The following is a 21,614-nucleotide window of genomic DNA, read 5'->3' on the forward strand; positions in this document are numbered from 1 at the left end:
CACGTATCCATGAGCGCTCCTCCCGCAATGGTCACTTCGAGTTTAAGCTCATACCATGGTAAAATACCCCGCATTTTCCTTCATGGCATTGGGCTGAAGCCGAAACTACTTTGGTACTCACCAGCTCCGCTCACCTCGCACAAACAAAAAGGACGGCAGCCCACGCTGCCGTCCTTGGAACTTCAGAATGCTCGCGAAGAGACTCGCGAACTACGATGGGTTTACTCCACCGTCGGATTCGGCTCTGCGCTGCCGTCAGCAAGGCCGAGGGCCCATTTGATGCCGCCGAGGATGTGCGCCTGGTACTGCTTCGCCGTTTCGACCGGGTTCACGCGGCCCTTCAGCTCAGGGTCAGCGCTCCAGAGGTCTTCGCGGTGGCCGAGGCTGGTGTAGAACACCTTGCCCTTGCCAGGCGTGCGCACCCAGGACACGGGGAAGTAGCCCTTCTCCTCGGGCTTGTTCGGGTGCTGGCGCAGGTGCCAGAGGGAGCGCACCTTGCTGCGGTCGTGGTGCTTGATGAGGTACATCTCTTCCTGCTTCAGGCTCCAGGAGTCACCGATTTCCGCATTGGCGGGGTGCTTCGCGTCCGCGGCCACGAGGTCGGCAGGGACCTGCGCGCCGTGACCAGCGAACTCACCCTGCAGCATGTCGAGGTAACCTTCGAACTGGTGGAAGGTATCGCTGGAGGAATGCATACCGATGAAGGCGTGGCCTTCTTCAATCCACTTGATGAAGCCCTCCTTGTCCGGCAGGGGCAGCATGCCGGTGGTGTTCGCGAAGATCACGGCGTCGATGCCCTTGGCCTTCAAGTTGTCCGGGCTGAGCTTGGCGAGGGACTCGGCCATCTTCTTGTCGAGTTCTGCCTGCGCCGCCTTGGCTTGGGCTTCCACTTCAGGAGTCCACTTGGCCATCTGCGCATCGTAGTTGGCGATGTCCTTCTTATAACGCTCCTTGGCCTTGTCATCCGCATCGGCGGCCAGGTCCTTGGGTTTGTTCGGCTTCTTGGGCACGGTCACATCCGGCTGCTGGCAGTAGTCCACCACCTTGTAGGCGCCGGACTTGTCGCCCAACTCGGCGATGGTCTTCTCCGCAAAGGGAATGGAGCTGTGACGGAAACCCGCCGTGGTGGTGACGACGATGACCTTCTTGGGCTCAGCGCCCTGGGACTGCACGGGCAGCACGATGGCCCCGGCGAGAAGGAGGAGGATGGAGGTACGACGTAGCATTTTGAGGGGGATGATGAGATGTACTGACCCACTCCAGAGGACTGGAACGGGTGGAGACATACGGGAAGACGGGCGAGTTGCTTCCAAAATTAGACATGGCGGGGGTCAAAAGCGTCTCGCGCGTCCTTGGAATCCATGGCAGTCACAGGCTGTAGGAAACCAGGCCACCACCCCCATGTCCCACACCCTGCGATTCTTCCGGACCAGATGTCTCGATTGCGGCGCCGACTTTGCAATACCTGACCTCGGCGAGTTCCTCTACGGTCAATTCATCTGGTACGGAGAGCGCGGCGACGCGTTTGCGTACTTTGACGCCATCGCCAGCCCCATGTTTGAGCACATTCGCTCCCTCCTGCGAAAGGCCGTAGGATACCCACAATCACCGTCGAGCCATGAGATTGACCGCTTTCATTGGGTGGTCGCAGGATGCGCCGAAAAGATCACAGACCAGCAGCTTCTGCCTCGCAGGGTCTGCCCTTCTTGCCGGTCACGGAATCTCTCCGTGGACGACGGCGACCCTGTTGCAGACCGCCTGGTGGAAGAGGCTTCCTATGATGAGTTTCTCGCCAAACCAGCTCTGGAACAGCTCTCCATGGTGGCGCAGTTATGGGAGCAGTCGGGAGAGAATCGCTTCACGTCTCCCTGACCAGCTACACAAAAAACAAAAAAAGGGCGGCATCCCCCGATGCCGCCCTGCTTTCTGTCGATGGTCCGCCGCCTGAGACGGGCATCGGCATCAAGCAAATATGTCGGTGATAGGATGACCCTTGTCCGCAATGGTGAACGGACGCTTGCTGGGCGAGTACACCACGTGGTCAAGCGGCAGACCCAAAGCGTAGGCGATGGTCGCGTTGAACTGCGGGATCTCCACCTTGTTCTCGATGACTTCGCGGCCTTCCCTGTCCGTCTTGCCGTAGACAAAGCCGCCCTTCACGCCGCCGCCGGCCATGATGCCGGAGAAGGCTTTCGGATAGTGGTCGCGGCCGACATTCACGTTGATGTCGGGCGTGCGACCGAATTCGGAAGTGACCACCACGAGCGTTTCTTCAAGAAGGCCGCGCGAGTTGAGGTCGCTGAGCAGGCTGGCGAGCGCCTTGTCCAGCACATCGCAAAGTTCCGGCACGCGGACGAAGTTCGCATTGTGCGTGTCCCAGCCACCGAGCGAGACTTCCACGAAGCGCACGCCGCGCTCCACGAGACGGCGGGCCAGCAAGCAGCCCTGGCCGAAGGGCTCAGCGCCGTAGCTCTTGCGGGTCTCCTCGTTTTCTTCCGTGAGGTCGAAGGCCTTGAGGTCTTCGCTCTTCATCATGGTCATGGCGTGGTCGTACATGTCCGTGTACGCCTTCACATTGCGATGCTGATAGGTATTGCGGAAGTCCTTATCCAGTTCATCCGCCAGAGACATGCGGGCGACGAAGCGATCCTCCGAGAGGCCCTTCTGCACGCGCACGTTCTTGATGCCGTTTTCCGGATTGTTCACGAAAAGCGGGTTGTAGCTCGCAGGCAGGAAGCCAGCGCCAGGGTGGCGGCTGTCATTGCCGATGAAGACGCTCTTCGGCAGCGTGCTGTTCCCCGTGGCGGGCTGGAAGGCGGTGAGCCAGGAACCCATGGCAGGGTGGCGGATGGTGCCACGCAGCGTGTAGCTGGTGTGCATCATGTAGTTCCCCTGCTCATGCGCTCCCTGGGTGGAGGTGAGAGAATTCACCACCGTGACGTGGTGCATCTGCTGCGCGGTGAGCGGAAGATACTCGGAGATGCGCACGCCATCGGCGCTGGTCTTGATGGGCTTGGTGGGGCCCGCAGTTTCCACGCCTTCCTTCACGTCCCACGTGTCCATGTGCGTCTGGCCACCGGACATGTAGAGGTAGATCACATTCTTGGCCGTGGCCACCTGCTTGCCCTTGAAAGAGCCTTCGAACGGTGCGGCGCCCGCCTTGTTCGTGAAGACCGAGGGAAGCAGACCCACGCCGAGAAGCGTGCTCGCGGTGCGGGCGGCGAACTGGCGGCGCGACAGCTGGTCGCCACGGAGGAGGCTGGACTGAAGGGCGGTGCTCATGGCTTTGCGAGGGTGAGGGGCTTATTGAATGAAGATGAACTGCTGGGTATTGATCAAAGCGTAGATCAGGTCGGAAATGTCCAGGCCTGCATCGGAGCTCTGGGCCTTGTTCCAAAGCTCAAGCTCACGCGGGGTGGGCTTGCGGGTAAGCAGGGTCATGTACACGGCTTCCACTTTGTCATCCGGGTAAGGGGCCTTGTTTACCACGAGCATGAGCTGTGAATAGCGCTCCATAATGCCGGGCAGGAGCTGGCTGTTCATCATGGCCAGGGCCTGCGGCACAGAGGCATCGTAGTTCGCGTTTTCAATCGTCTCACGATCGCTCTGACCGAACTCACGAAGGTAGTGGCCACGCGGCGCGGGCGATTCGATCTCGGCGGCACGCAGCCAGTTGCGCATCTGGCCCGCGCGATAGCTCGCATAGCCCTTGCGCTCCTTCTCAGGGATGCCGTAGTAGGCAGCCTCCTGCATGAGGTCATCGAGCTGCTTCTGGCGCTCTGCCTTCACCTGCTCATCGGACTTTTCGGGCTTGTCATAGCCGGGGATCTTGATGCGATCCGCGTTCATGCCGGCATCTGCCATCATGCCACCGCTCATCATCATGGAGCTGTCTGCGGAGGCCACGACGGGATCGCCTGGCTTGTCGGAAGTCTTGGCGCCGCCCACACTTGCAGCGAGCTTTTTCACCGCGGGAAGGTACACCTGGTTGTTCACTTCCTGGCGAGCTTCACGCTGGAGTTCACTGACCTTGCGGCTCAGCTCCTTGGCGGTGGCCTTGTCGTCATTCGCACGGGCATCCGCGATCTTCTTCTGCAGATCCTTCACCTGATCATTTTGCGCCCGGTATTTCTGCGCAGCGATCTGGGCACCCTTCAACATCTCCTCGGGGGTGAGCTCATTCAGCGCATCGCCCAGTTTCTTCGCAGCGAGCACACGGCGCTCAGCCGCTTCGCGAATGGGAAGATTCGGCATGTCTGGCGTGGGATTGATGAGGGCCACGAAGGAATCCCACATCTGCTCGGCGCTCATGCGGCGCAGGACGGGGCCGGTGAAATGATAGGTCACACCGGCGGGTATTTCCTCCTTCGTCACGGCGCGCTGGTAGCTGCTGGTATTCAGGAGCACACGGAGGTACGACTTGAGGTCATACTCATTGCTCACCATGAGCTTTTCCAGATGCTTCATGAGCTCCGGATTCATGGGGGCGGTGCCATCCATCAGCTCGTCCACCGGTTCGATCAGGCCAAGACCGAACACCTTCTTCCAAAGACGGTTCGCAATCACGGTGGTGAAGCGGGGATTGTCCGGTGAAGTCATCCACTTGGCAAAGGCATCCAGCGACTTCTCTCCAGGGGCGGCTTTCAGCTCATGGCCCATCATCGTGGCCGCGGAGACCACGGACTTCGGCTTCGCATCCGAATACTGGTAGTCGTGCGGCAGGCGCAGTTCACGTTTCGGATTGAAGCCCACCGAGGTGTAGCGCAGGCTGTTGCGCACATCCCCCAGCACTTCCTCCACCGGGCGCATTTCCTTGCGCTTGGCATCGCTGGCAAGACGGGCCTGCTTGCCCATCTCCTCCATCTTGTCACGGTAGGCCTTCTTCTCCTCCGGTGTCATGTTCTTCTTCGGAGGCTCCGGCTTGAACTTGTCCCGCTCTGCCTGGATCTCCTTGTTCATCATGTCACGCGCGGCGAGCTGCGTGGGGCCGTAGTAGTCATTCGTCTCCACCCCGTAGGTGAAGGCCGCCATCTGGTAGAACTGCATCTGCGACCACTTGTCGAAAGGATGGTTGTGACACTGGGCGCACTCGATGCGGGTGCCCAGGAACACACGCACGGTGTTCGCAAGATTGTCCAGCGGCATGCCACGGTCACGCATGTAGTAGCCGATCGCACCACTGTCCCAAGCATCACCTTCTGCGGAGACCATCTCCTGCACAAGCTTGTTCCACGGCTTGTTGGTCCGCAGGCTGTCCTTGATGTAATTGGTATACGCGGCCCCGGTAATGCCACCCGCCTGGCCGTTCGACTGCGCACGCAGGATGTCGGCAAGGTAGTTGTACATGTGCTGCACATAACCCTCGCTCGCCAGCAGGCGGTCGATGAGCTTGCTGCGCTTGTTCGCGTCCTGGGAACTCAGGAACTCCTCCGCCTCGCGATGCGTGGGAATGCGGCCGACGACATCCAGATAGATGCGGCGGAGGAAGACTTCATCGCTGGCAGGGGCGTTTCCCTGGAGCTTGTTCGCCTTCCAGTCCTTTTCCAAAATGGCATCGATCTCCCGGGCTGCCTGTTTGGCATCGGGCTTGGCGGCCTGCAGGGTCAACGAACCGAGCAAGACCACAAGGGGGGTGAGCAATGTGGGCCTTTTCATGGCTAAGGATCCTAAACGATCCCGACCATTTGGATTTATCACAAATAATATTCCTTATTTGCCGAACCCATTTTACCCCCTCAGGGTTTGTCCACGTAGTCGCCACCGTTCAGGCTTTTTGCCACGGACTCCAGCCAGCGCTCCAGCGCCTCCTGCATCTGCGGCACTCGCTCGGGTTGTTCGGCCAGCAGCACGCGACTTTCATCAGGGTCATTTGCCAGGTCATACAGCTCCCAGCTGACCGCGCCGGTCTTGGGGTCCTCCATGCGGTGCAACTTCCAGTTTCCATCCAGCCATGCGGAATGCCCGGGATACTTCTGCGGTGCAAAGTGCTCTTTGATTTGTCCCGCCTCTGCGAACGCCTGTGGCTCGGGAGTGGGCTCGCGACCTTCTTTCTCGGCGGCCATCTGCTCCTCCATCCATTGCTTTGCCGGTGTGCCGATGCCTCTGATCGGAGAATCCCAGAAGCCGATGGGCTGGCTGCGCTTCTTTACCGTCCCCTCCAGCAGTGGCATGAGGCTGACTCCGTCGAGCGGGCGCGATTTGTCAGGCTCCAGGTCGGTGATATCCAGCAGCGTGGGGAAAATATCGCTGGTCACGCAGGGTTCGGTGATCACCTTGGGCTCGGGAAACTTTGCGGGCCATTCCAGCAAAGCAGGCACGGCGAGACCGCCTTCGTACACGGCGCCCTTGTTGCCACGCCGTCCACCGGTGGAGCCAATCTTCGGCAGCGCACCGTTGTCGCTGTAGTACCAGAGCAGCGTGTTCTTCCGCAGACCAAGCTCCTTCAACGTGTCGCGGATGCGGCCGAAGGCACGATCCATGGCGGTGATTTCCCCGTAGAAGTCCTGCGCGTTCTTGGGCAGATCCGCATACAGCTCGCGGTCTGCCTTGAGGGCCTTGTGGGGATTGTGTGGTGAGCCGAACCACACCACGGCCACGAAGCGCTGCTCCTTCTCCACGCTTTCCTTGATGAACTGGATGGCGAGGTCCGCAGTGATGTCCGAGCTGTCTCCCTGGAACTGCGTGGCCTTGCCCCGCTCGCTCAGGATGGGATCGAGGTCGAAGAAATTGGGCGAGGACACCCACGCATCAAATCCCTGGGCACCGGGGCTCGTGGGCTGATCCTTGCGCACAGAACCGAGGTGCCACTTGCCGAAATGTCCCGTGCGGTAGTCCGCCTGCTTGAGTGCTTCCGCGAGTGTGAGCTCCTGCGGTCGCAGCGGCCAGCCCCACTGGAAGACACCGTACCGATTCGGCGTGCGACCTGTGAGCACACTGCCACGCGTGGGAGAGCACACGGGCGCAGCGGCATGGAAGTTATCAAAGCGTACGCCCTCCTTCGCCATGGCATCGAAGTTCGGCGTCTTCAGGTGTGGGTGCCCATTGTACGCCATGTCTCCCCACCCCTGGTCATCGGCCATCACGAGGACGATGTTGGGCAGATTATCCACAGCACGCAGCGTGGACATGAGGGCAAGGGACGAGCAAGCGACGACAGCAGCGCAGGTCAGGCGGCGGAGGCTGGTGAGCATGCGTCGAGGCTACCGCAACCATGGCAAAACAAGCAATGCCGCAGTGAAGAATCCACCCCGCCGATGCAACCGCCCGCAACCCGGCGGCGTCTCCAGGGGTTCAAGACCGAACCTCGACGCTCCATGCCCACTTACCTCCTCCCCCGATTTGCCGCCCTCGCTTCCGCCGGAGCCCTGCTGCTTCACGCTGGGATGGGTCATGCGGAAGGCATCGCCAAGTCATCCACCACCAGCGGCAGCGCCGCGACTGCGACAGCAGTCGGCCAGCGCGTCTTTGTCTGCGCACACAGCTTCATGATTTACACGGCGAAGCTGTTGCCTCCCATGGCGCAGGCCGCGGGCATCGCGCATGTGAATGCCGGCCAGCAGATGATTGGCGGCTCGAAGGTCATCCAGCACTGGGAACTGCCCGATGACAAAAACCGCGCCAAGGAAGCCCTGCGCTCCGGGAATGTGGACGTCATCACGCTCTCACCCCACATGCTGATGCCTGACCCCGGCATCACGAACTTCACCAAGCTCGGCTTGGAGAAGAATCCGAAACTGCGGGTGCTGGTGCAGGCCTCCTGGCCCGCGCGTGATGGACATCCGGAAAAGGGATTCAAGAACGAAGAACGCGATGCGCTGACGTTGGACGGGCTGAACCAGATGCGCATCGATCATCAAACGCTGTGGCGCTCGAAGCTGGAGGACCAGGTGCGCTCACTGAATACCGCCGCCGGTCACGATGCGGTGCACATCATTCCAGTGAGCGATGCCGTCTTCGCCCTTCGCGAGCAGGTCATCAAAGGCACGGCACCGGGCATCGCGAAGCAATCTGCGCTCTTCCGCGATCCCCTCGGCCATCCCCTTGAAGTGCTCGCCACGCTGGTCACCTACACGCACTTCGCCGCCATCTACCAGTGCAGCCCGGAAGGACTCGCCGTGCCGGAGCAGCTCAAGAACCAGCCTCAAGCCGAGGAGCTGAACAGGCTGCTGCAGAAGCTGGCTTGGGAGGCGGTGGTGAACTATCCCATGAGCGGGGTGAAGCAAAAGGCCGTCAGTACCACGCAGAAGGGCTGACTCATTTCATAGGGTGCCACCGGGATCGTAGCCGAGTTTCTCCGAAACTCGAAGCGCCTAGCATGTGCTGTAGATGCATCCATTTCTGACGTCTGGCACCACGCCGTGATGGATGGCACGTCATAGACAGGTCCACGCGCAACGAGTTTCGGAGAAACTCGGCTACTTTGCCAGGAAGCCACCCGGGCCTTGCCATGACCGAATGCCGCTATTGACCGCGCCCACCTTTCCGCGCATCTGTTTCCCAGATGAAATTCACCTCCTTTAACGTGAACGGTGTGCGCGCGGCGATGGACAAGGGTCTCCGTGACTACCTGACCTCTTGCGACGCCGATGTGATCTGCCTTCAGGAGGTGAAGGCCCTGCAGGATCAAGCCGATCTCACCTTCCTCAAGGACTACGAGGTGCTCTGGAATCCCGCCGTGAAGAAAGGCTACTCCGGCACGGCGGTGCTGACACGCATTTCTCCGAAGACGCACGTGCTCGGCGTGGGCATGCCCGAGCATGACAACGAGGGCCGCGTGATCACGGCAGAGTTCCCCGACTTCTACCTCGTGAACGTCTACACGCCGAATGCGCAGGAGCAGCTCAAGCGCCTGCCCTACCGCCTGAAATGGGACGCGGACTTCCGCACCTACCTGAAGCGTCTGGAGCAGACCAAGCCCGTATTCTCCTGCGGTGACTTCAACGTGGCGCATGAAGAGATCGATATCGCACGCCCGAAGGAGAACCGGAAGAACCCCGGCTTCAGCGATGAAGAACGCGCGAGCTTCAGCGAGCTGCTCAACGCCGGCTTCATCGACACCTTCCGTGAGCTGGAGAAAGGTGCGCACCACTATTCCTGGTGGAGCTACCGCGCCAATGCCCGCGCCAACAACGTGGGCTGGAGAATCGACTACTGGCTCATGTCCCAGGCCTTGCGTTCCAAGCTGAAGGCAGCACGCATCCGTCCAGACATCTACGGCTCGGACCATTGTCCGGTGGAGCTGGAGATTGGGTGAGGCTGGTGCGACGCCATCTATCGCGGCCCCCAGATTGGGTCAGGTTCCGGCTGACCACAGAGCTTTCGCCAATACTGCGGAATTGAGTGCCTGATCCAACCGTGGAGGAATCTGCGCCACGACGACTGGTCGTAAGTCCTCTCCTTGCCGAAGTTATCAATCACATATCCGCGTGACGTGAGGTAGTGCCTGTTGCCACTTTCCTGGCCAAGGTATTCGGCGCACTCCACCGCGAGCACGCGGTTGAGCTCCAGATGGACCGGAATGTCACTGCGTGCATCCTCCGCAACAAAGAAGCGGAAGCGGGTGTCGCTCACTTTCTGAATCTCCGCATTCAATTCAGCCACGGCTTCGCGAGGTGTGACGCCATTCCAGCGAATGGATTTGATCTCCACACGCAAGAGCTCGTCGAAGACGCGATCTTCCGGGAGGGGCAGGAAGACGGCCCATGCGAGCAAAAGAAACAGAGTCGCCACTGCCGAAGTTGCCGGGAAAGGGAACCCCTTCTTCTTCACCATCGCTGAACCACCCATGTGAAGTTCCTCCAATCAAGGAGGTGGCGGAGTTTTGAACGGATCGACCACCGCGCCAGGTGGGCTGCCGAACGGACCCGCCGAGGCAGGGGGCGCAGGCGCCGCCGACGGAGCGGAAAACGGAGTGGCGCTTGGGACTGATGGAGCTGGCGCAAAGGGATCGCCTCCGCGTGACCTCCAAAAGCGGTCCCACTTTGAAGGCAGGCTGTATCTCACCCAATCGCGGAGGGGTCTTCGCCACGACTGGCCTGGGCGCCTGCTTGAGGGAGCCTCACAACGCAACATGTCGATGACAATTCCATCCCGCGTTCCGTACATGCTGCCCCCCGACAATTCAGACACGTACCGGGCCAACTCGTCCACGGGCACATCATCCAACTGCAGGGAGATCGTGCCTGAGGACAGTTGAGCATGGGCGTCCGAAACGAAGAAGCGCAAACGCGTTTCCCCTTCCTTCTCCAGTTGGGCGTTTACTTCAGCCACCGCGACTTCAACCGGAGCGTTCTCCAAGTGGATGTGGCCGACCTTCACGGTCGAAAGCACCTCGAAGACCTTTTCCTCAGGAAGGGGAAGCAACACCAGCAGCGCAAGCGATGCCACGGCGATCACAAGCACCGCAGTCATCAGCATGGGACCGGAGGGTCTTCGTGATAGAGCCATCCGGAAAGGGAATCAGAGCCTCAACCTCCTGTCACTCGTTTCCTCAAATGCTTAGCGATTACAGAACCACCCCACACAGGAATTCACGGCGCCGCGAAGGGATCCGAAACGGAGGGCTCGGGCTTCTTTCGGAAATAGTTTGGCAAGCCATTTGTCACCCAGGAGCGAATGCTTCTCCGCCAGGAAGATTCGCCATAGCGGTGACCGTGATCGTAGTCATCAATCACCAGCCCGTCTGGGGTGGCAAAAACACCGCTGCCGCTAAGCTCAGCGATGTATCTGGCGCATTCCGTGGCAGGGATGGAATTCTGAAACTCCAGGGAGAGTGTGATGTCATGGTAGGGCTCCTGCCGCTCGGCGAGCTTCACGCGGTAGGCGCTTCTATTGGCCTTCTCCACCTGGGCATTCAGCTCGGCCACTGCGGCCTTGGCGGAGACATTCTCCCACTTCACCGGTCCTACTTGCACCTTCGACAACTCGTTAAAGATGCGCTCCTCCGGAAGAGGCACCAGAAATGCCATGGTGAACCCCGCCGTCAGCCCGGCCACCGTGGCGGTCACGGGGATGAACAGGGCCCTGCTGCTTGGCATGAGCGGAGCAAACCAGAAATGGCGGCGCTTGTCACGGGTCCTTTCATGCGGTGGACTCACTCGGCAAGAAAATCAAAAAGGCCTGCGCCACTTCAGGGCGGGAAACCGCGCGAACCCAGTATCGAATGTCAGAAACTCACACCCATGCTCAATCGCCACTGCTGCGTGATAGGCATCGGTAACATCATTGCCTCTCGCAGAAATGGCCCGCATTTGATTCACGAAAATCCCCCAGTGTGAGCGACCAGGGACAAGCACTCTGGCGGTTGGAGCACCGCGCACGCTCTCCACAAAAGCCAGAGCTTTATCCAGGCTAAACGGTGTGACGTAAATTCGTGGGTTGGTCAATATGCGGACGGTTGCCTGAAGAACCAGTTCGCTGACACCGAACGGTTGCTGACCGTTGAGAAGCGAATGTAACCATGACCGCGCTGGCGCATGCAAAGGCGACGATTTGTCGGCAGCGTAGATCAGCGGATTAACGTCGGGCAGGTCCATCCACTTCGTCGAGGTAATCGTTCAGCGCACGACTGTCATGAATGGGAGGCACGCCGGGAAGGAGACCTCCCGTATCGCCAACTGGGAAACTGACCTTCTTCCGCCTCACGGGCGTGGACCCACCAGCAAGTTTTGCGCGCACAGCATCTGCAATGTACGCCGTGAGACTGTTTCCCTCCGCCGCTGCGGCCGCTTTGGCGCGACGCATCAGTGCATCGTCGAAGCGAAGTGTGGTTTGCATCAGCAAAGGTATGCGCGTGACAGATTTCTGTCAATCTATCGCTTGCGATGCAAGAGCGTGACAAAAAAACCGCCGGAGTCTCCTCCGGCGGTTTGTCGTTTGAAGGTGCTTCTGATGTCAGGCAGCTTTACGCCACCTTGTACTCGCCGCGGTACTCGCGGGTGAGCCACTTGGGATCGCCACCGCTGACGAAGTTGCTCTTCGCAGGGTCCCACTTGAAGCTGCCACCGTACCAGTAGGCGAAGTTCATCAGGTGGCAGGCGATGGCGCTGCTGGCGCCGATGGCCACGTCGCACACGGGTTGCTGGCGGCTCTTCACGCAGGTGAGGAAGTCCTGGATCTGGTCCTTGCTGTTGTAGAGCTTCACCTTGGCGTTCGCGAGGAACTCACGCTCGGCCAGGGTGTACTCGCGCTGGAGGCTGGTGCCCTTGTCCACTTCCTTGTCCCAGAAGCCGAACCGGCGCTTGCCGTCGAGCACGAGCTCGAACTTGCCGCGGTTCACGTGCACTTCACCTTCGGTGCCGAAGAAGCTGCAGCCCTTGCCGTTCACGTGGGTGAGCACCACGCCATTCGCGTAGATGAGCTGGGCGCCGCGAGCCTTCGGGCTGTCCCACTCAGCGGGAGCCTTCACTTCGACCGGGCCGCTGCCGTCCACATTGAGACCCCAGTGGGCGATATCGATGTGGTGTGCACCCCAGTCCGTGATCATGCCGCCACCGAATTCGCGGGTCATGCGCCATTGCGGGAATCCCTTGTGCACGCCACGCGGGCTGAGCACGGAGCTGTACGGCACCAGCGGGCCGGGACCGCACCAGCGATCCCAGTCGAGGCCGGGCTGCAGAGGCTCTTCCGGGTTCGCATTGGGCTTGGCGGGGTCACCAAAGCTGGTTTCCACGCGCTTCACTTCACCGATGACACCATTGCGTACCAATTCGCATGCGATGCGGAATTCACTTGAGCTGCGCTGCATGGAGCCGGTCTGGAGCACACGGTTGTGCTGGCGTGCGACTGCCGTCACAGCCACGGCTTCATGGACATTGTGCGTAAGGGGTTTCTCGCAGTACACATCCTTGCCGTTGGCGAGGGCGGAGATGGAGATCACCGCGTGCCAGTGGTCAGGCGTGGCGATGCAGACGGCGTCGAAGTCCTTGCTCTCCGTGATCTCACGGAAGTCATTCACCGCCTTGCAATCCTTGTTCTCGTACTTCTTGTCCACCGTCTCCTTGGCGGCGTTGCGGCGGTCGGTATCCACGTCGCACACAGCCAGGACGATGACGCTCTCGTCACCGAGGAACTTGTTCAGGAGGCCGCGGGACTGGGTGCCCATGCCGATGAAGCCCATGCGGAGCCTGGCGCTGGGCTGCGTTTCTGCCGACCAGATGCGGCCTGGCAGGATGAAGGGGGCGGCAGCCGAAGCGGCGGCAGCGGTGAGGAAACGACGACGACTGGCGTGTTTGTGGGGCATGAAAGTAGGAGTTCTGGCGATTTTCGGGAGGACGGAACGCCTCCTCCTGAGAGCTTCTTGCAGGAGGAGCAGACAACGTTCAGGCTCCACCCCGGTGCGTCCAGCCCCAAAAACAGACAAGACAGGCCGTCTCCGGCCTGTCTTGCGCTTCAAGGAATTGAAATTGAATTACTTAACCAGGCTGGGAGGCGTGGCGATGTCATCGGTCAGCTTGGGGCTGTACGGGACTGGGTCGCCACCACGGCTCAGGTAGGTTTTGTAGAGCTGCTTCTGGAGATGGTGCCATGCGTAGAACATCACCGGGCCACCGGCGAGGAAGCCAAGGTAGCAGGTGATGACACCCAAGATCATATACACGATGCCCACGCCCAGCATGAACAGGGCGGCCATCATCAATTCGCCTTTCGTGAGGATGAGGAAGCGCTTCACGAATCCGAAATCAAACGCTTTGGCAAAGTCCTGCGTGATCGTCGAGCGGATGATCATGGGTGTGGTCACGAAGAAGAACGCAGCCATGGCCAGAGCATAAAGGCCGAACATGACGACCATCATCAGCAAGCCGATGATGCTCGCGCCATCACCGCTGGAATTGGAACCCATCGCGCCGATGAGCAGCATGGGAACGAACATCACCACCATCATGACCGGGATCAGGGCGAAACTGCTCACGAGGCTGACCAAGAACGGCCAGACACCGCGCTCCAAGTACTTCATGAAGTACTGAAAATCGAAGTCGGGAAAAGTGGCAGGATTCTCATCATTTTTCCTTCCGTACAATCCCGTGATCAGCCAGCCGGCGAGAACGATGGGTCCCACGGCCGGGATGATGAAGGCCACGATGCCAAGCAGCAGGTTCATGCCCCACTTGGGGCTTTTGAAGAAGTCAGTGATAGAGGCGATGTAGTTCATTTTCGATGTCCTTGAGTATGGTGTGTCGAGTTCTTGTTCCCCCGCGTGCGTGTTGTGACGAAAAAACTGGAATCGAAAAATGCGTGCGTGCTACAACCCCGCTTCTTCTTGAGCGAGTTCAATGTTCTGGCCGAGGAAGTCAAGACCGCGGTCGAAACCTCTTTGTTTCACGCGGAAGGCCTCGTCTGAAGGCGCCTCCTGCAGACGGGCGAGGTCGCGCTTGCAGTAGTCCAGGTGCTGCTTGAGTGCCTCGATGCGCGTCTTGAAATAGTCACGCGTGGTCACGGCGGAGCCGCCCTCTGCCAGCACTTGGATTTCGGCATCCATGGTGGCCAGGGCGGAGTTCACCTTCTTCACATAAGCCTCACGGCTCATGGTGAAGTTTTCCTTGGTGCGCTCCCAGAGGTCCTTGCCCTTCTCGCCGCTCTCTTTCACGGCCTCCTTGGCCTCACCCACGAGCTTTTCGAGCATCTGCTTCGCCTTGTCGGAGGTGGACTTGTCGATCTTGAGGGGCTTCTCATCCTTGTCCTGCGCGTGAGACACGGTCGGTACGGCGAGATGGAACCCAAGGGTGGCTGCGAGCGAAAGGAGCGTGAGGTCGAGCTTCATGAGGAAGAGATGCTTCAGGTTCGGTGGCAATCAACTGCGCAAACACTGTGCCGCACGTCCGCGCCATTTACGAGTGGAAGTGTGGGATCGTTGCATGATTTGACGCCGGCGCATGATTCTGCGCCAGGACAGGGCCCGAAGGCGCATCCCAGACGTATCTCCTCGCACAGCCGCTTCAGATTTGATGTCACGCAACCTTGCGTGACTGACATGAAGAAACGCACATCGCAATCAGTCCAACGAGAATCGACCAACGCAACCAATCACCAACTCACGATTCCCATCCATGTATCTCCATGAAAAGCCCAAACAGCCCCAACGAATACGACCGCACCTTGAGTCTCCGCGAATACCGTCTCCTTCATCCTCATACTGCTGACTATCCCACGCTCAGTGAGAGCACGGTGATTGGCGCCCTTCTGGAACGTCGCCGTCGCCGCCTGGAACGCGCAGCCCGCCGCCACGAGTTCTATCGGAACATGCTCGCCCTTCCGGGAAAGACCGCCATCAGGGCGTGGAACTGGGCAGTGGCCCTCGTCCCGCAAAAGTCCGTGAGCCAGCCGGCGCCTGCTGTCGCAAGGCCTGCCTTTGCGAAGTTCGACCAGCCCGCGCAGATGCGCGCATAAATCCCGCCTCACGGCAAGCGTGCGCGGTATATGTATGGTGCGTGAATCATGCGCACCGACATCGCATGGAGCAGCTGATTGTGCCATGGTGGTGTATCCATGGCCTCAGCGCTCTTCCGCTATCGCGCGTCTCTCCTGCTGTTCATTGCCGGTCTGATTCTGGCTGGAGTCACGGCATTTCCACTGCTGCATGAGCTGCGCCTGCTTTGCCAGATGCTCGGCATCGATGAGCCAGCCCGGTATGCAGAGCTCTCTGGCTTGCGGCATTGGATCGCACAGGTGGCGCATGGTCTGGAGCAGACCTATGCGAAGTTTCCCTTCATCGCGTACGGCACGGACTGGCTCGCCTTTGGGCACCTCAGCATCGCGATGTTCTTCATCCGCCCCCTGTGGAAGCCGCTGGAAAGTGACTGGGTGCTGAAGTGCGGCCTCATCTGCTGCGCCGGCATTCTCCCGCTCGCGTTCATCGCTGGAGCGATGCGTGGCATTCCCTTCTACTGGCAGTTGATTGACTGCTCCTTCGGCGTTTTCGGCGCGGTGCCGCTGTTGTATTGCCTGAAAATGAGCAAACAGATGCAGGCGGAAAAACAGTGAGTAACGGAGATGCCGCGTCGGTTGACTTGCCCGCGTGGTGAGTGTCCCATGACGACGTGGATGCAGGGCCCTCGCATTTTCCAACTACCCAATGGACGGCCATCGTCCATGCCGTGCGATCAGAGAATGGGCAGCACCGGCATCAGGCGCTGACGGATCTCTGCCGGGAATACTGGAAGCCGCTGTACGCCTTCTCCCGCCGTCTGGGATACAGCATGCATGATGCGGAAGACCTGACACAGGGCTTCTTCGCCTACCTGCTGGAGCGCCGGGTATTGGAGACGGCCAACCGCGACATGGGCACGCTGCGAACCTTTCTTCTGAAGGTGTATCAACGTTACATGAATGACGTGCGCGATCGTGAGCAGGCACAGAAGCGTGGTGGTGGAGTGCAGGTCTTTTCTCTCAACGTGGAAGAGGGCGAGCACCTGTACCTCGCCGATCTCGCGGGAAAGCACACCCCCGAGAGCCACTATGATCATGCGTGGGCGCAGTCGGTGCTGCGAGGAGCCTTGCGGCATCTCGGCGTGCAGGAGGAAGAGGCGGGGCGCGGAAAACTCTTCGCCGAACTGGAACCGCATCTCAATCCTGACTCCGATGCCGAGGCGGACTATGCCAAGGCCACCGTGACGCTCGGCATGAACGCGGAATCCCTGCGCCAGGCGGTGAGCCGGCTGCGGAGGAAATTCCGCGACTGCCTGCGCGAGCGCATTGCCGCCACGCTACAGGACCCGGATGACGCACGCATCGACACTGAGCTTCATGCTCTGAGGGCGGCGCTACGGTCGTAAGATGATGAACCAGGCATGAGATGACTCATGGGAGACACATCATCCAGTAACGCTTCTGATTCGCCGACGGCAAAGGTGCTGCCGGCGGGTCTGCTGGATCTGGGCTTCATCACGGAAGATGCTGCGCACGAGGCCGGCAGGGCATCATCGCCATTTTCCACGCCGGAGACAGAGGGGGATATGATTGGGCGCTACCGCCTCATGGCTCCACTGGGTGAAGGCGGCTTCGGATGCGTGTGGAAGGTGGAGCAGACCGAACCCCTCAAGCGTGAGCTGGCACTCAAGCTGATCAAGGCGGGCATGGGCAGCAGGGAGATCATTGCCCGGTTCGAAGCAGAGCGGCAAGCCCTGGCCTTGATGGACCACCCAAACATCGCGAGCGTGCTCGATGCAGGGACCACCACCGACTCGCGCCCGTACTTCGCGATGGAACTGGTGAAGGGCGAGCCCATCACCGAGTACTGCGACAACCACCAACTCAGCATCCGCGAACGGCTGGAACTCTTCATCCCCGTCTGCCAGGCGGTGCAACACGCACATCAGAAAGCGATCCTGCATCGCGACCTGAAGCCCTCCAACATCCTCGTGGTGACCGTGGATGGAAAACCGGTGCCGAAGGTGATCGACTTCGGCATTGCCAAGGCGCTGGGCGGCGGTGATGCCGAAGGGCCGGTGGCTGCGACTCTGCTGCGCACACAGATGGGAATGATCGTCGGCACGCCACGCTACATGAGCCCGGAGCAGGCTGGGAGCATGCCGGACGTGGATACGCGGAGTGATGTGTATGCCCTTGGCGTGATCCTTTGCGAGCTGCTGACGGGGCAAACACCCTTCCCCACCCAGCCGGCAGATTTCGTGGAGGCCCTGCGGTGGGTGCGCGAAGCCGAGCCTGTGAAGCCCAGTACGCTGGTGCAGCAAGCCACTCCCGCCGTGGTGATGGCAGCCGCGCATCGCCACACGGATCCCGCACGCTTCGCCCGGGCACTGCGCGGCGATCTCGACTGGATCACACTGAAGGCGTTGGAGAAGGATCGCACACGCCGTTACGAGACGCCCACCGCGCTGGCACGCGACATCTCGCGCTATCTGGAGCAGAAGCCCATCAGCGCCGTGGCTCCCACCTGGCGCTATCAGCTTGGCAAGTTCGCACGCCGCCAGCGGGCAACGTTGATTGCGACGGTTCTCATCACCCTGGCACTCATCACCGGTACCGCCGTGAGTCTCTGGCAGGCCTCGCGGGCGGAGAAGAGCCGCCTGGAGTCAGAAGCGCACTACGCGCAAGCACGCGATGCCGTGGATAAGTACCTCGCTCGTGTGTCGGAGCATCCGCGGCTGAATTCTTCCGACTTCACGGACCTCCAGCGTGAATTGCTGGAAACGGCATTGCCATTCTACGAACAGATGGCCACGCAGCGGAGTGACGATCCAAAGCTGCAAAAGGATCAGGCATGGGCTCTCTGGCGGTTGGCGAAGCTTTATCAAATGACCCGGCAGTTGGAGAAGGCAGAGAAGACCTATGAAAAAGTGATCCCACTGCAAAAAGTAGTGGCGGCCGATTCATCCCACGATCCGACACTTCAGAAGGATCTGGCGTTCCAGTATGACGAACTGGCCTACGTGCAGAGGCAGCGTGGCAAGAACGAAGCCTGCCTCGCCAGCCATCAGCAGGCCATTGATACCATGGCGAAGCTCGTGGCGCGTGATCCTGCCAACCTTGGCCATCAGCTCCGTTTTGGCATCGTGCGGACGAACTATGCGCTGACACTGGATGAGCTGAAAAGGCACCACGACTCCGAGCGAGAGTACCTGAAAGCCGCCGCAGTTCTTGAGCCTCTGGCAAGGCAACACCCCAGTCACGTGGAGCACTGGCGCGCCATTGGGGAATGTTTTGGCAAGCAGGGCGGACTTTATCGGAGAATGGGACGCCTCAGGGAGGCCGAAGCTGTCTTGAATCAGGCGGTGGAGTGCCAGGAGCAGGCCGTCACGATGCGCCCCCGCGACCGGACCTACCGTCACCATCTTGGCAATGCGCTGTCCATGTTGGGGACGGTGCTCTACTATCAGGATCGTGCCACCGAGGCCGAGCCCCATGTGCGCCGCGCGATTGAGTTGCACCAGGAGATGGCCGCTGAGTTTCCCTCCATTCCCCTCCACAGGACTGCACTGACCGAGGCACGGGAAGTGCTCATCTACACGTGCATCAAGCTCGGCAAGTCAAAGGAGGCGGACGCCTTGCAGGAACTGCAACAGGCAGAGCTGTCGCGACTGGCTTCCGAGTTTCCTGACGAGAAGAAGCACAAGGACAATGTGGTGAAGATCTTCGCGCTGCAGGCGGCACGCGCATATGAACGGAGGGAGTGGTCTATCGCGCGTGACCGCTATCAAAGGGTCGCGGATGCGACCGGTGGCTATGATGCGCATCTGAGGCTCTGCCAACTCGCTCTCATTTCAAAGGAACCTGCGACCGCCGTGAAACATGGTGTGGAATTCATGGAGAAGGCTCCAATCAACTGGCAGAACTATGAAGTGGCTGCGCGACAATTCCGCGATGCGCTTGCCCTCATTCGCGCAGATGCAAAGACTGCTCCCCCAGATCGCGAACAAGCCGCCGCCGAATGCACCGGACACCTCATCAAGAGTCTGCAAAAGGCAGTCTCGCTGGGCTTCACGGGCATCGCGTTCATTGACCATGATGAGCGAGCCGCTCCCCTGCGCGAACACCCGGACTACCAGACGCTGCTACAGCAAAGCTATGCTGCGCCTCCACGATCACCGGTGAAGTTCCAGTTCGACTACCGGCATGACAATCCTGGGATCCGCCACTGGACACGCGAGGGGCTGACCTGGACCGAGACCGCGCCCAAAGGAGAGACCGGCACCTTCACCGTCATGGGGCCAGCTACTGTCGATGGAGTGTCCGGAACCCAATTGGAAAAGAACGGCCCGAGGAGACTCACCGTGTTCCTGCCTGACCTCGGCACTCCGGAACCGATGTCACTCAAGTTGAGAAAGCCGGACGGATCATGGGGTGCCTTCAGCATCTTGCAGCAGGTGCAGTGAGGCTTTGCGCCGGTGACGCGAACTTTTTTCGTCACGGCCAGCGGGTTCTTCCCAAAGGAGGGTTGGAACGGAAGAAGCTCCATTTCTTCCGTCACTGAAACCCAAAGAAGAAAGGACCTGCCATGTTAGCTGCCCGAATGCATGAATACTACAAGCCACTCATCCTTGAAGACGTCCCGGTGCCGGACATCAAGGCGGACGAAGTCCTGGTGAAAGTCACCGCCGCCGGCATGTGCCGCACGGATGTGCAACTGCTCGACGGTTACTTCCGCAAGTATGTGGAGTCGTCATTTCCTCTCACGCCCGGTCATGAGATCGCAGGCATCATTCACAAGATTGGCAGCCTCGTGCCGAAGAATTCAGGATTCGAAGAAGGCGATCAGGTGGTGCTGGTGGGCGGCTGGGGAGATGGCACCTGCCGCCACTGCCAGAGCGGCAACACGCAGATCTGCGGCCACGGCGCCTGGCCGGGCTTCGGCCCGTACGGAGGTTACTCGGAGTTCCTCCCCGTACCCAGCCGGTATCTCATCAAGGTGGACAAGCGCCTGAAGGCAGAGGAACTCGCACCGCTCACGGACGCAGGTCTCACGCCCTACCGCGGCATCAAGAAACTCCGCGACGCCGGCGCGCTCGGACCCGACCGCATCCTCGGCGTGTTTGGCATCGGTGGCCTGGGCGCCTATGCAGTGCAGTATGCCAGGCTCCTCGGTGGCGGCGCGACGGTGATTGCTTTCGCGCGCAATCCTGAAAAGCTCGCCATCGCAAAAGACTACGGCGCGGATCACATCATCAGCACGAAGGACAAATCCACCGCGGACATCCGCAAAGAGCTCAACACCGCCTGCGGTCAGGGGCAGCTCGATGCTATCATCGACTGCGCTGGCGCCCCGGAGATGATTCGCATGGGATTCGAGCTGCTCTCCACCGCTGGCCACTATTCATCCGTCGGCCTCGTGGGTGATCAGATCGACATTCCGCTCTTCCCCTTCGTGGCTCGCGAGTACACATTCCACGGATCCTTCTGGGGAAACTACAATGACCTGAGCGAGGTCATGGCGCTCGCCACGCAGGGCAAAATCCGCCACACGGTCAAGCCGATCACGCTTGAGCAGGTGAACGAGAACCTTGAGCTGCTGCGAACGGGTGATGTCCTGGGCCGCGCAGTGATCCGGTTCTAGTCCACCAGCATCCTGGCGGCCTGGCGTTGTTCCCGGGAACAATTGTTCAGGTCGCCTCCATCTGCCCCACTTCAATTTCCACCAGGAGCACCCGATGAACACACCTGCAAGATCCCTCCTCCTCCCCTTCATTCTTGTCATCACATCCCTTCATATCATCCCAGCCATGCACGGTGCCGACACCAAGAGCACAGCCGAATCGAACAAAGCCATCATCCAAGCCAGCTTTGACCGCTGGCGTGCGGGAACGGGCGGGCCATTCGAGCTGCTGGCCGAAACAGCTGACTGGACCATCACCGGGAATTCCGTCGTCGCGAGGAAGTATCCCACGCGCGCGGAGTTCATGGACATCGTCATCAAGCCGTTCAACGCGCGAATGACCAAGCCGCTGGTCCCAACCATGCGCAGCCTTTACAGTGATGGTGACACCGTGATTGCGTTGTTCGACGCTGAAGCACTTTGTCTGGACGGCAAACCGTATCGCAACACCTACGCGTGGTTCATGAAAATGCAGGACGGCAAGATGGTGAGTGTCACTGCCTTCTTTGACTCCGTCGCCTTTGATGATCTCTGGAAGAGAGTGGTGCCCAGGTCCAGTTCCTGAAGT

General features: G+C 60.1%; 21 protein-coding genes. 9 read left to right on the forward strand and 12 right to left on the reverse strand.

The features are described from left to right. Positions 1 to 221: 221 nt before the first annotated feature. Positions 222 to 1,226, reverse strand: a complete 1,005-nt coding sequence (locus DES53_RS21970) for a ThuA domain-containing protein (RefSeq protein WP_113960477.1) — start codon at positions 1,224 to 1,226, stop codon at positions 222 to 224. Between the two features lie 175 nt (positions 1,227 to 1,401). Between DES53_RS21970 and DES53_RS21975 the strand changes: the two genes are divergently transcribed. Continuing rightward, positions 1,402 to 1,872 (forward strand): hypothetical protein, encoded by a 471-nt coding sequence (locus DES53_RS21975; protein ID WP_113960478.1) that lies wholly within the window; start codon positions 1,402 to 1,404, stop codon positions 1,870 to 1,872. A 90-nt stretch (positions 1,873 to 1,962) separates the two neighbouring features. On the opposite strand, the gene DES53_RS21980 is transcribed toward DES53_RS21975, so the two are convergent. The 3 genes from DES53_RS21980 to DES53_RS21990 form a co-directional block, all read right to left on the reverse strand. Next, on the reverse strand, positions 1,963 to 3,282 hold the full coding sequence (locus DES53_RS21980) for a DUF1501 domain-containing protein (protein WP_113960479.1): 1,320 nt from the start codon (positions 3,280 to 3,282) through the stop codon (positions 1,963 to 1,965). A 21-nt stretch (positions 3,283 to 3,303) separates the two neighbouring features. Continuing rightward, positions 3,304 to 5,655: a DUF1549 domain-containing protein gene (locus tag DES53_RS21985; protein ID WP_113960480.1), complete on the reverse strand. Its 2,352-nt coding sequence runs from the start codon at positions 5,653 to 5,655 to the stop codon at positions 3,304 to 3,306. An 80-nt stretch (positions 5,656 to 5,735) separates the two neighbouring features. Next, a complete protein-coding gene (locus DES53_RS21990; RefSeq protein ID WP_245958233.1) occupies positions 5,736 to 7,127 on the reverse strand; it encodes a sulfatase-like hydrolase/transferase in 1,392 nt (463 codons plus the stop codon). A gap of 186 nt (positions 7,128 to 7,313) precedes the next feature. Here DES53_RS21990 and DES53_RS21995 point away from each other — a divergent pair, with 186 nt between their 5' ends. Together DES53_RS21995 and DES53_RS22000 are read left to right on the forward strand one after the other, a co-directional pair. Beyond that, a complete protein-coding gene (locus DES53_RS21995; RefSeq protein ID WP_113960482.1) occupies positions 7,314 to 8,252 on the forward strand; it encodes a hypothetical protein in 939 nt (312 codons plus the stop codon). Between the two features lie 248 nt (positions 8,253 to 8,500). Beyond that, positions 8,501 to 9,253 carry an exodeoxyribonuclease III gene (locus DES53_RS22000; RefSeq protein WP_113960483.1) on the forward strand — a complete coding sequence of 251 codons (753 nt, stop codon included), beginning with the start codon at positions 8,501 to 8,503 and terminating at the stop codon, positions 9,251 to 9,253. Positions 9,254 to 9,270: 17 nt separating this feature from the next. Here DES53_RS22000 and DES53_RS22005 read toward each other — a convergent pair whose 3' ends face one another. The 8 genes from DES53_RS22005 to DES53_RS22040 all read right to left on the reverse strand — a co-directional run bounded on the left by DES53_RS22005 (position 9,271) and on the right by DES53_RS22040 (position 14,758). Then, the gene (locus DES53_RS22005) at positions 9,271 to 9,786 is read right to left on the reverse strand and encodes a hypothetical protein (RefSeq protein WP_113960484.1); all 516 of its coding nucleotides are present in this window, start codon (positions 9,784 to 9,786) and stop codon (positions 9,271 to 9,273) included. Positions 9,787 to 9,801: 15 nt separating this feature from the next. Beyond that, on the reverse strand, positions 9,802 to 10,416 hold the full coding sequence (locus DES53_RS22010; RefSeq protein ID WP_113960485.1) for a hypothetical protein: 615 nt from the start codon (positions 10,414 to 10,416) through the stop codon (positions 9,802 to 9,804). A gap of 113 nt (positions 10,417 to 10,529) precedes the next feature. Then, a complete protein-coding gene (locus DES53_RS22015) occupies positions 10,530 to 11,036 on the reverse strand; it encodes a hypothetical protein (RefSeq protein WP_147263544.1) in 507 nt (168 codons plus the stop codon). 72 nt (positions 11,037 to 11,108) lie between these two features. Then, positions 11,109 to 11,534: a type II toxin-antitoxin system VapC family toxin gene (locus tag DES53_RS22020; protein ID WP_113960487.1), complete on the reverse strand. Its 426-nt coding sequence runs from the start codon at positions 11,532 to 11,534 to the stop codon at positions 11,109 to 11,111. Next, the gene (locus tag DES53_RS22025) at positions 11,515 to 11,775 is read right to left on the reverse strand and encodes a DUF2191 domain-containing protein (RefSeq protein WP_113960488.1); all 261 of its coding nucleotides are present in this window, start codon (positions 11,773 to 11,775) and stop codon (positions 11,515 to 11,517) included. The genes DES53_RS22020 and DES53_RS22025 overlap by 20 nt, the downstream gene beginning before the upstream one ends. Before the next feature lie 127 nt (positions 11,776 to 11,902). Beyond that, entirely contained in the window at positions 11,903 to 13,240 is a 1,338-nt protein-coding gene (locus DES53_RS22030; protein ID WP_113960489.1) for a Gfo/Idh/MocA family protein, read from the reverse strand. Positions 13,241 to 13,408: 168 nt separating this feature from the next. Next, complete coding sequence (locus DES53_RS22035) at positions 13,409 to 14,149, reverse strand: DUF4013 domain-containing protein (protein WP_113960490.1); 741 nt, start codon at positions 14,147 to 14,149, stop codon at positions 13,409 to 13,411. Positions 14,150 to 14,239: 90 nt separating this feature from the next. Next, positions 14,240 to 14,758, reverse strand: coding sequence for a hypothetical protein (locus DES53_RS22040; protein ID WP_147263545.1), 519 nt, complete (start codon positions 14,756 to 14,758; stop codon positions 14,240 to 14,242). A 296-nt stretch (positions 14,759 to 15,054) separates the two neighbouring features. Between DES53_RS22040 and DES53_RS22045 the strand changes: the two genes are divergently transcribed. The 6 genes from DES53_RS22045 to DES53_RS22070 all read left to right on the forward strand — a co-directional run bounded on the left by DES53_RS22045 (position 15,055) and on the right by DES53_RS22070 (position 21,611). Then, positions 15,055 to 15,384, forward strand: a complete 330-nt coding sequence (locus DES53_RS22045; RefSeq protein ID WP_113960492.1) for a hypothetical protein — start codon at positions 15,055 to 15,057, stop codon at positions 15,382 to 15,384. A 99-nt stretch (positions 15,385 to 15,483) separates the two neighbouring features. Continuing rightward, on the forward strand, positions 15,484 to 15,978 hold the full coding sequence (locus DES53_RS22050) for a hypothetical protein (RefSeq protein WP_113960493.1): 495 nt from the start codon (positions 15,484 to 15,486) through the stop codon (positions 15,976 to 15,978). A 113-nt stretch (positions 15,979 to 16,091) separates the two neighbouring features. Then, a complete protein-coding gene (locus DES53_RS22055) occupies positions 16,092 to 16,769 on the forward strand; it encodes an RNA polymerase sigma factor (RefSeq protein ID WP_147263546.1) in 678 nt (225 codons plus the stop codon). A 27-nt stretch (positions 16,770 to 16,796) separates the two neighbouring features. Beyond that, entirely contained in the window at positions 16,797 to 19,829 is a 3,033-nt protein-coding gene (locus DES53_RS22060) for a protein kinase domain-containing protein (protein ID WP_113960495.1), read from the forward strand. Between the two features lie 122 nt (positions 19,830 to 19,951). Further along, complete coding sequence (locus DES53_RS22065) at positions 19,952 to 21,007, forward strand: NAD(P)-dependent alcohol dehydrogenase (protein WP_113960496.1); 1,056 nt, start codon at positions 19,952 to 19,954, stop codon at positions 21,005 to 21,007. 166 nt (positions 21,008 to 21,173) lie between these two features. Next, the gene (locus DES53_RS22070; protein ID WP_113960738.1) at positions 21,174 to 21,611 is read left to right on the forward strand and encodes a nuclear transport factor 2 family protein; all 438 of its coding nucleotides are present in this window, start codon (positions 21,174 to 21,176) and stop codon (positions 21,609 to 21,611) included. Positions 21,612 to 21,614: the final 3 nt, after the last annotated feature.

Origin of the sequence: Roseimicrobium gellanilyticum, assembly GCF_003315205.1 — a bacterium.
GTDB classification, from domain to species: Bacteria; Verrucomicrobiota; Verrucomicrobiia; order Verrucomicrobiales; family Verrucomicrobiaceae; genus Roseimicrobium; species Roseimicrobium gellanilyticum.

Coding starts and splice junctions, on each gene's coding strand:
- DES53_RS21970 (WP_113960477.1), bottom strand. CDS start 1,226: ATGCTACGTCGTACCTCCATCCTCCTCCTTCTCGCCGGGGCCATCGTG.
- DES53_RS21975 (WP_113960478.1), top strand. CDS start 1,402: ATGTCCCACACCCTGCGATTCTTCCGGACCAGATGTCTCGATTGCGGC.
- DES53_RS21980 (WP_113960479.1), bottom strand. CDS start 3,282: ATGAGCACCGCCCTTCAGTCCAGCCTCCTCCGTGGCGACCAGCTGTCG.
- DES53_RS21985 (WP_113960480.1), bottom strand. CDS start 5,655: ATGAAAAGGCCCACATTGCTCACCCCCCTTGTGGTCTTGCTCGGTTCG.
- DES53_RS21990 (WP_245958233.1), bottom strand. CDS start 7,127: ATGTCCACGCTGCGTGCTGTGGATAATCTGCCCAACATCGTCCTCGTG.
- DES53_RS21995 (WP_113960482.1), top strand. CDS start 7,314: ATGCCCACTTACCTCCTCCCCCGATTTGCCGCCCTCGCTTCCGCCGGA.
- DES53_RS22000 (WP_113960483.1), top strand. CDS start 8,501: ATGAAATTCACCTCCTTTAACGTGAACGGTGTGCGCGCGGCGATGGAC.
- DES53_RS22005 (WP_113960484.1), bottom strand. CDS start 9,786: ATGGGTGGTTCAGCGATGGTGAAGAAGAAGGGGTTCCCTTTCCCGGCA.
- DES53_RS22010 (WP_113960485.1), bottom strand. CDS start 10,416: ATGCTGATGACTGCGGTGCTTGTGATCGCCGTGGCATCGCTTGCGCTG.
- DES53_RS22015 (WP_147263544.1), bottom strand. CDS start 11,036: ATGCCAAGCAGCAGGGCCCTGTTCATCCCCGTGACCGCCACGGTGGCC.
- DES53_RS22020 (WP_113960487.1), bottom strand. CDS start 11,534: ATGGACCTGCCCGACGTTAATCCGCTGATCTACGCTGCCGACAAATCG.
- DES53_RS22025 (WP_113960488.1), bottom strand. CDS start 11,775: ATGCAAACCACACTTCGCTTCGACGATGCACTGATGCGTCGCGCCAAA.
- DES53_RS22030 (WP_113960489.1), bottom strand. CDS start 13,240: ATGCCCCACAAACACGCCAGTCGTCGTCGTTTCCTCACCGCTGCCGCC.
- DES53_RS22035 (WP_113960490.1), bottom strand. CDS start 14,149: ATGAACTACATCGCCTCTATCACTGACTTCTTCAAAAGCCCCAAGTGG.
- DES53_RS22040 (WP_147263545.1), bottom strand. CDS start 14,758: ATGAAGCTCGACCTCACGCTCCTTTCGCTCGCAGCCACCCTTGGGTTC.
- DES53_RS22045 (WP_113960492.1), top strand. CDS start 15,055: ATGAAAAGCCCAAACAGCCCCAACGAATACGACCGCACCTTGAGTCTC.
- DES53_RS22050 (WP_113960493.1), top strand. CDS start 15,484: ATGGCCTCAGCGCTCTTCCGCTATCGCGCGTCTCTCCTGCTGTTCATT.
- DES53_RS22060 (WP_113960495.1), top strand. CDS start 16,797: ATGGGAGACACATCATCCAGTAACGCTTCTGATTCGCCGACGGCAAAG.
- DES53_RS22065 (WP_113960496.1), top strand. CDS start 19,952: ATGTTAGCTGCCCGAATGCATGAATACTACAAGCCACTCATCCTTGAA.
- DES53_RS22070 (WP_113960738.1), top strand. CDS start 21,174: ATGCACGGTGCCGACACCAAGAGCACAGCCGAATCGAACAAAGCCATC.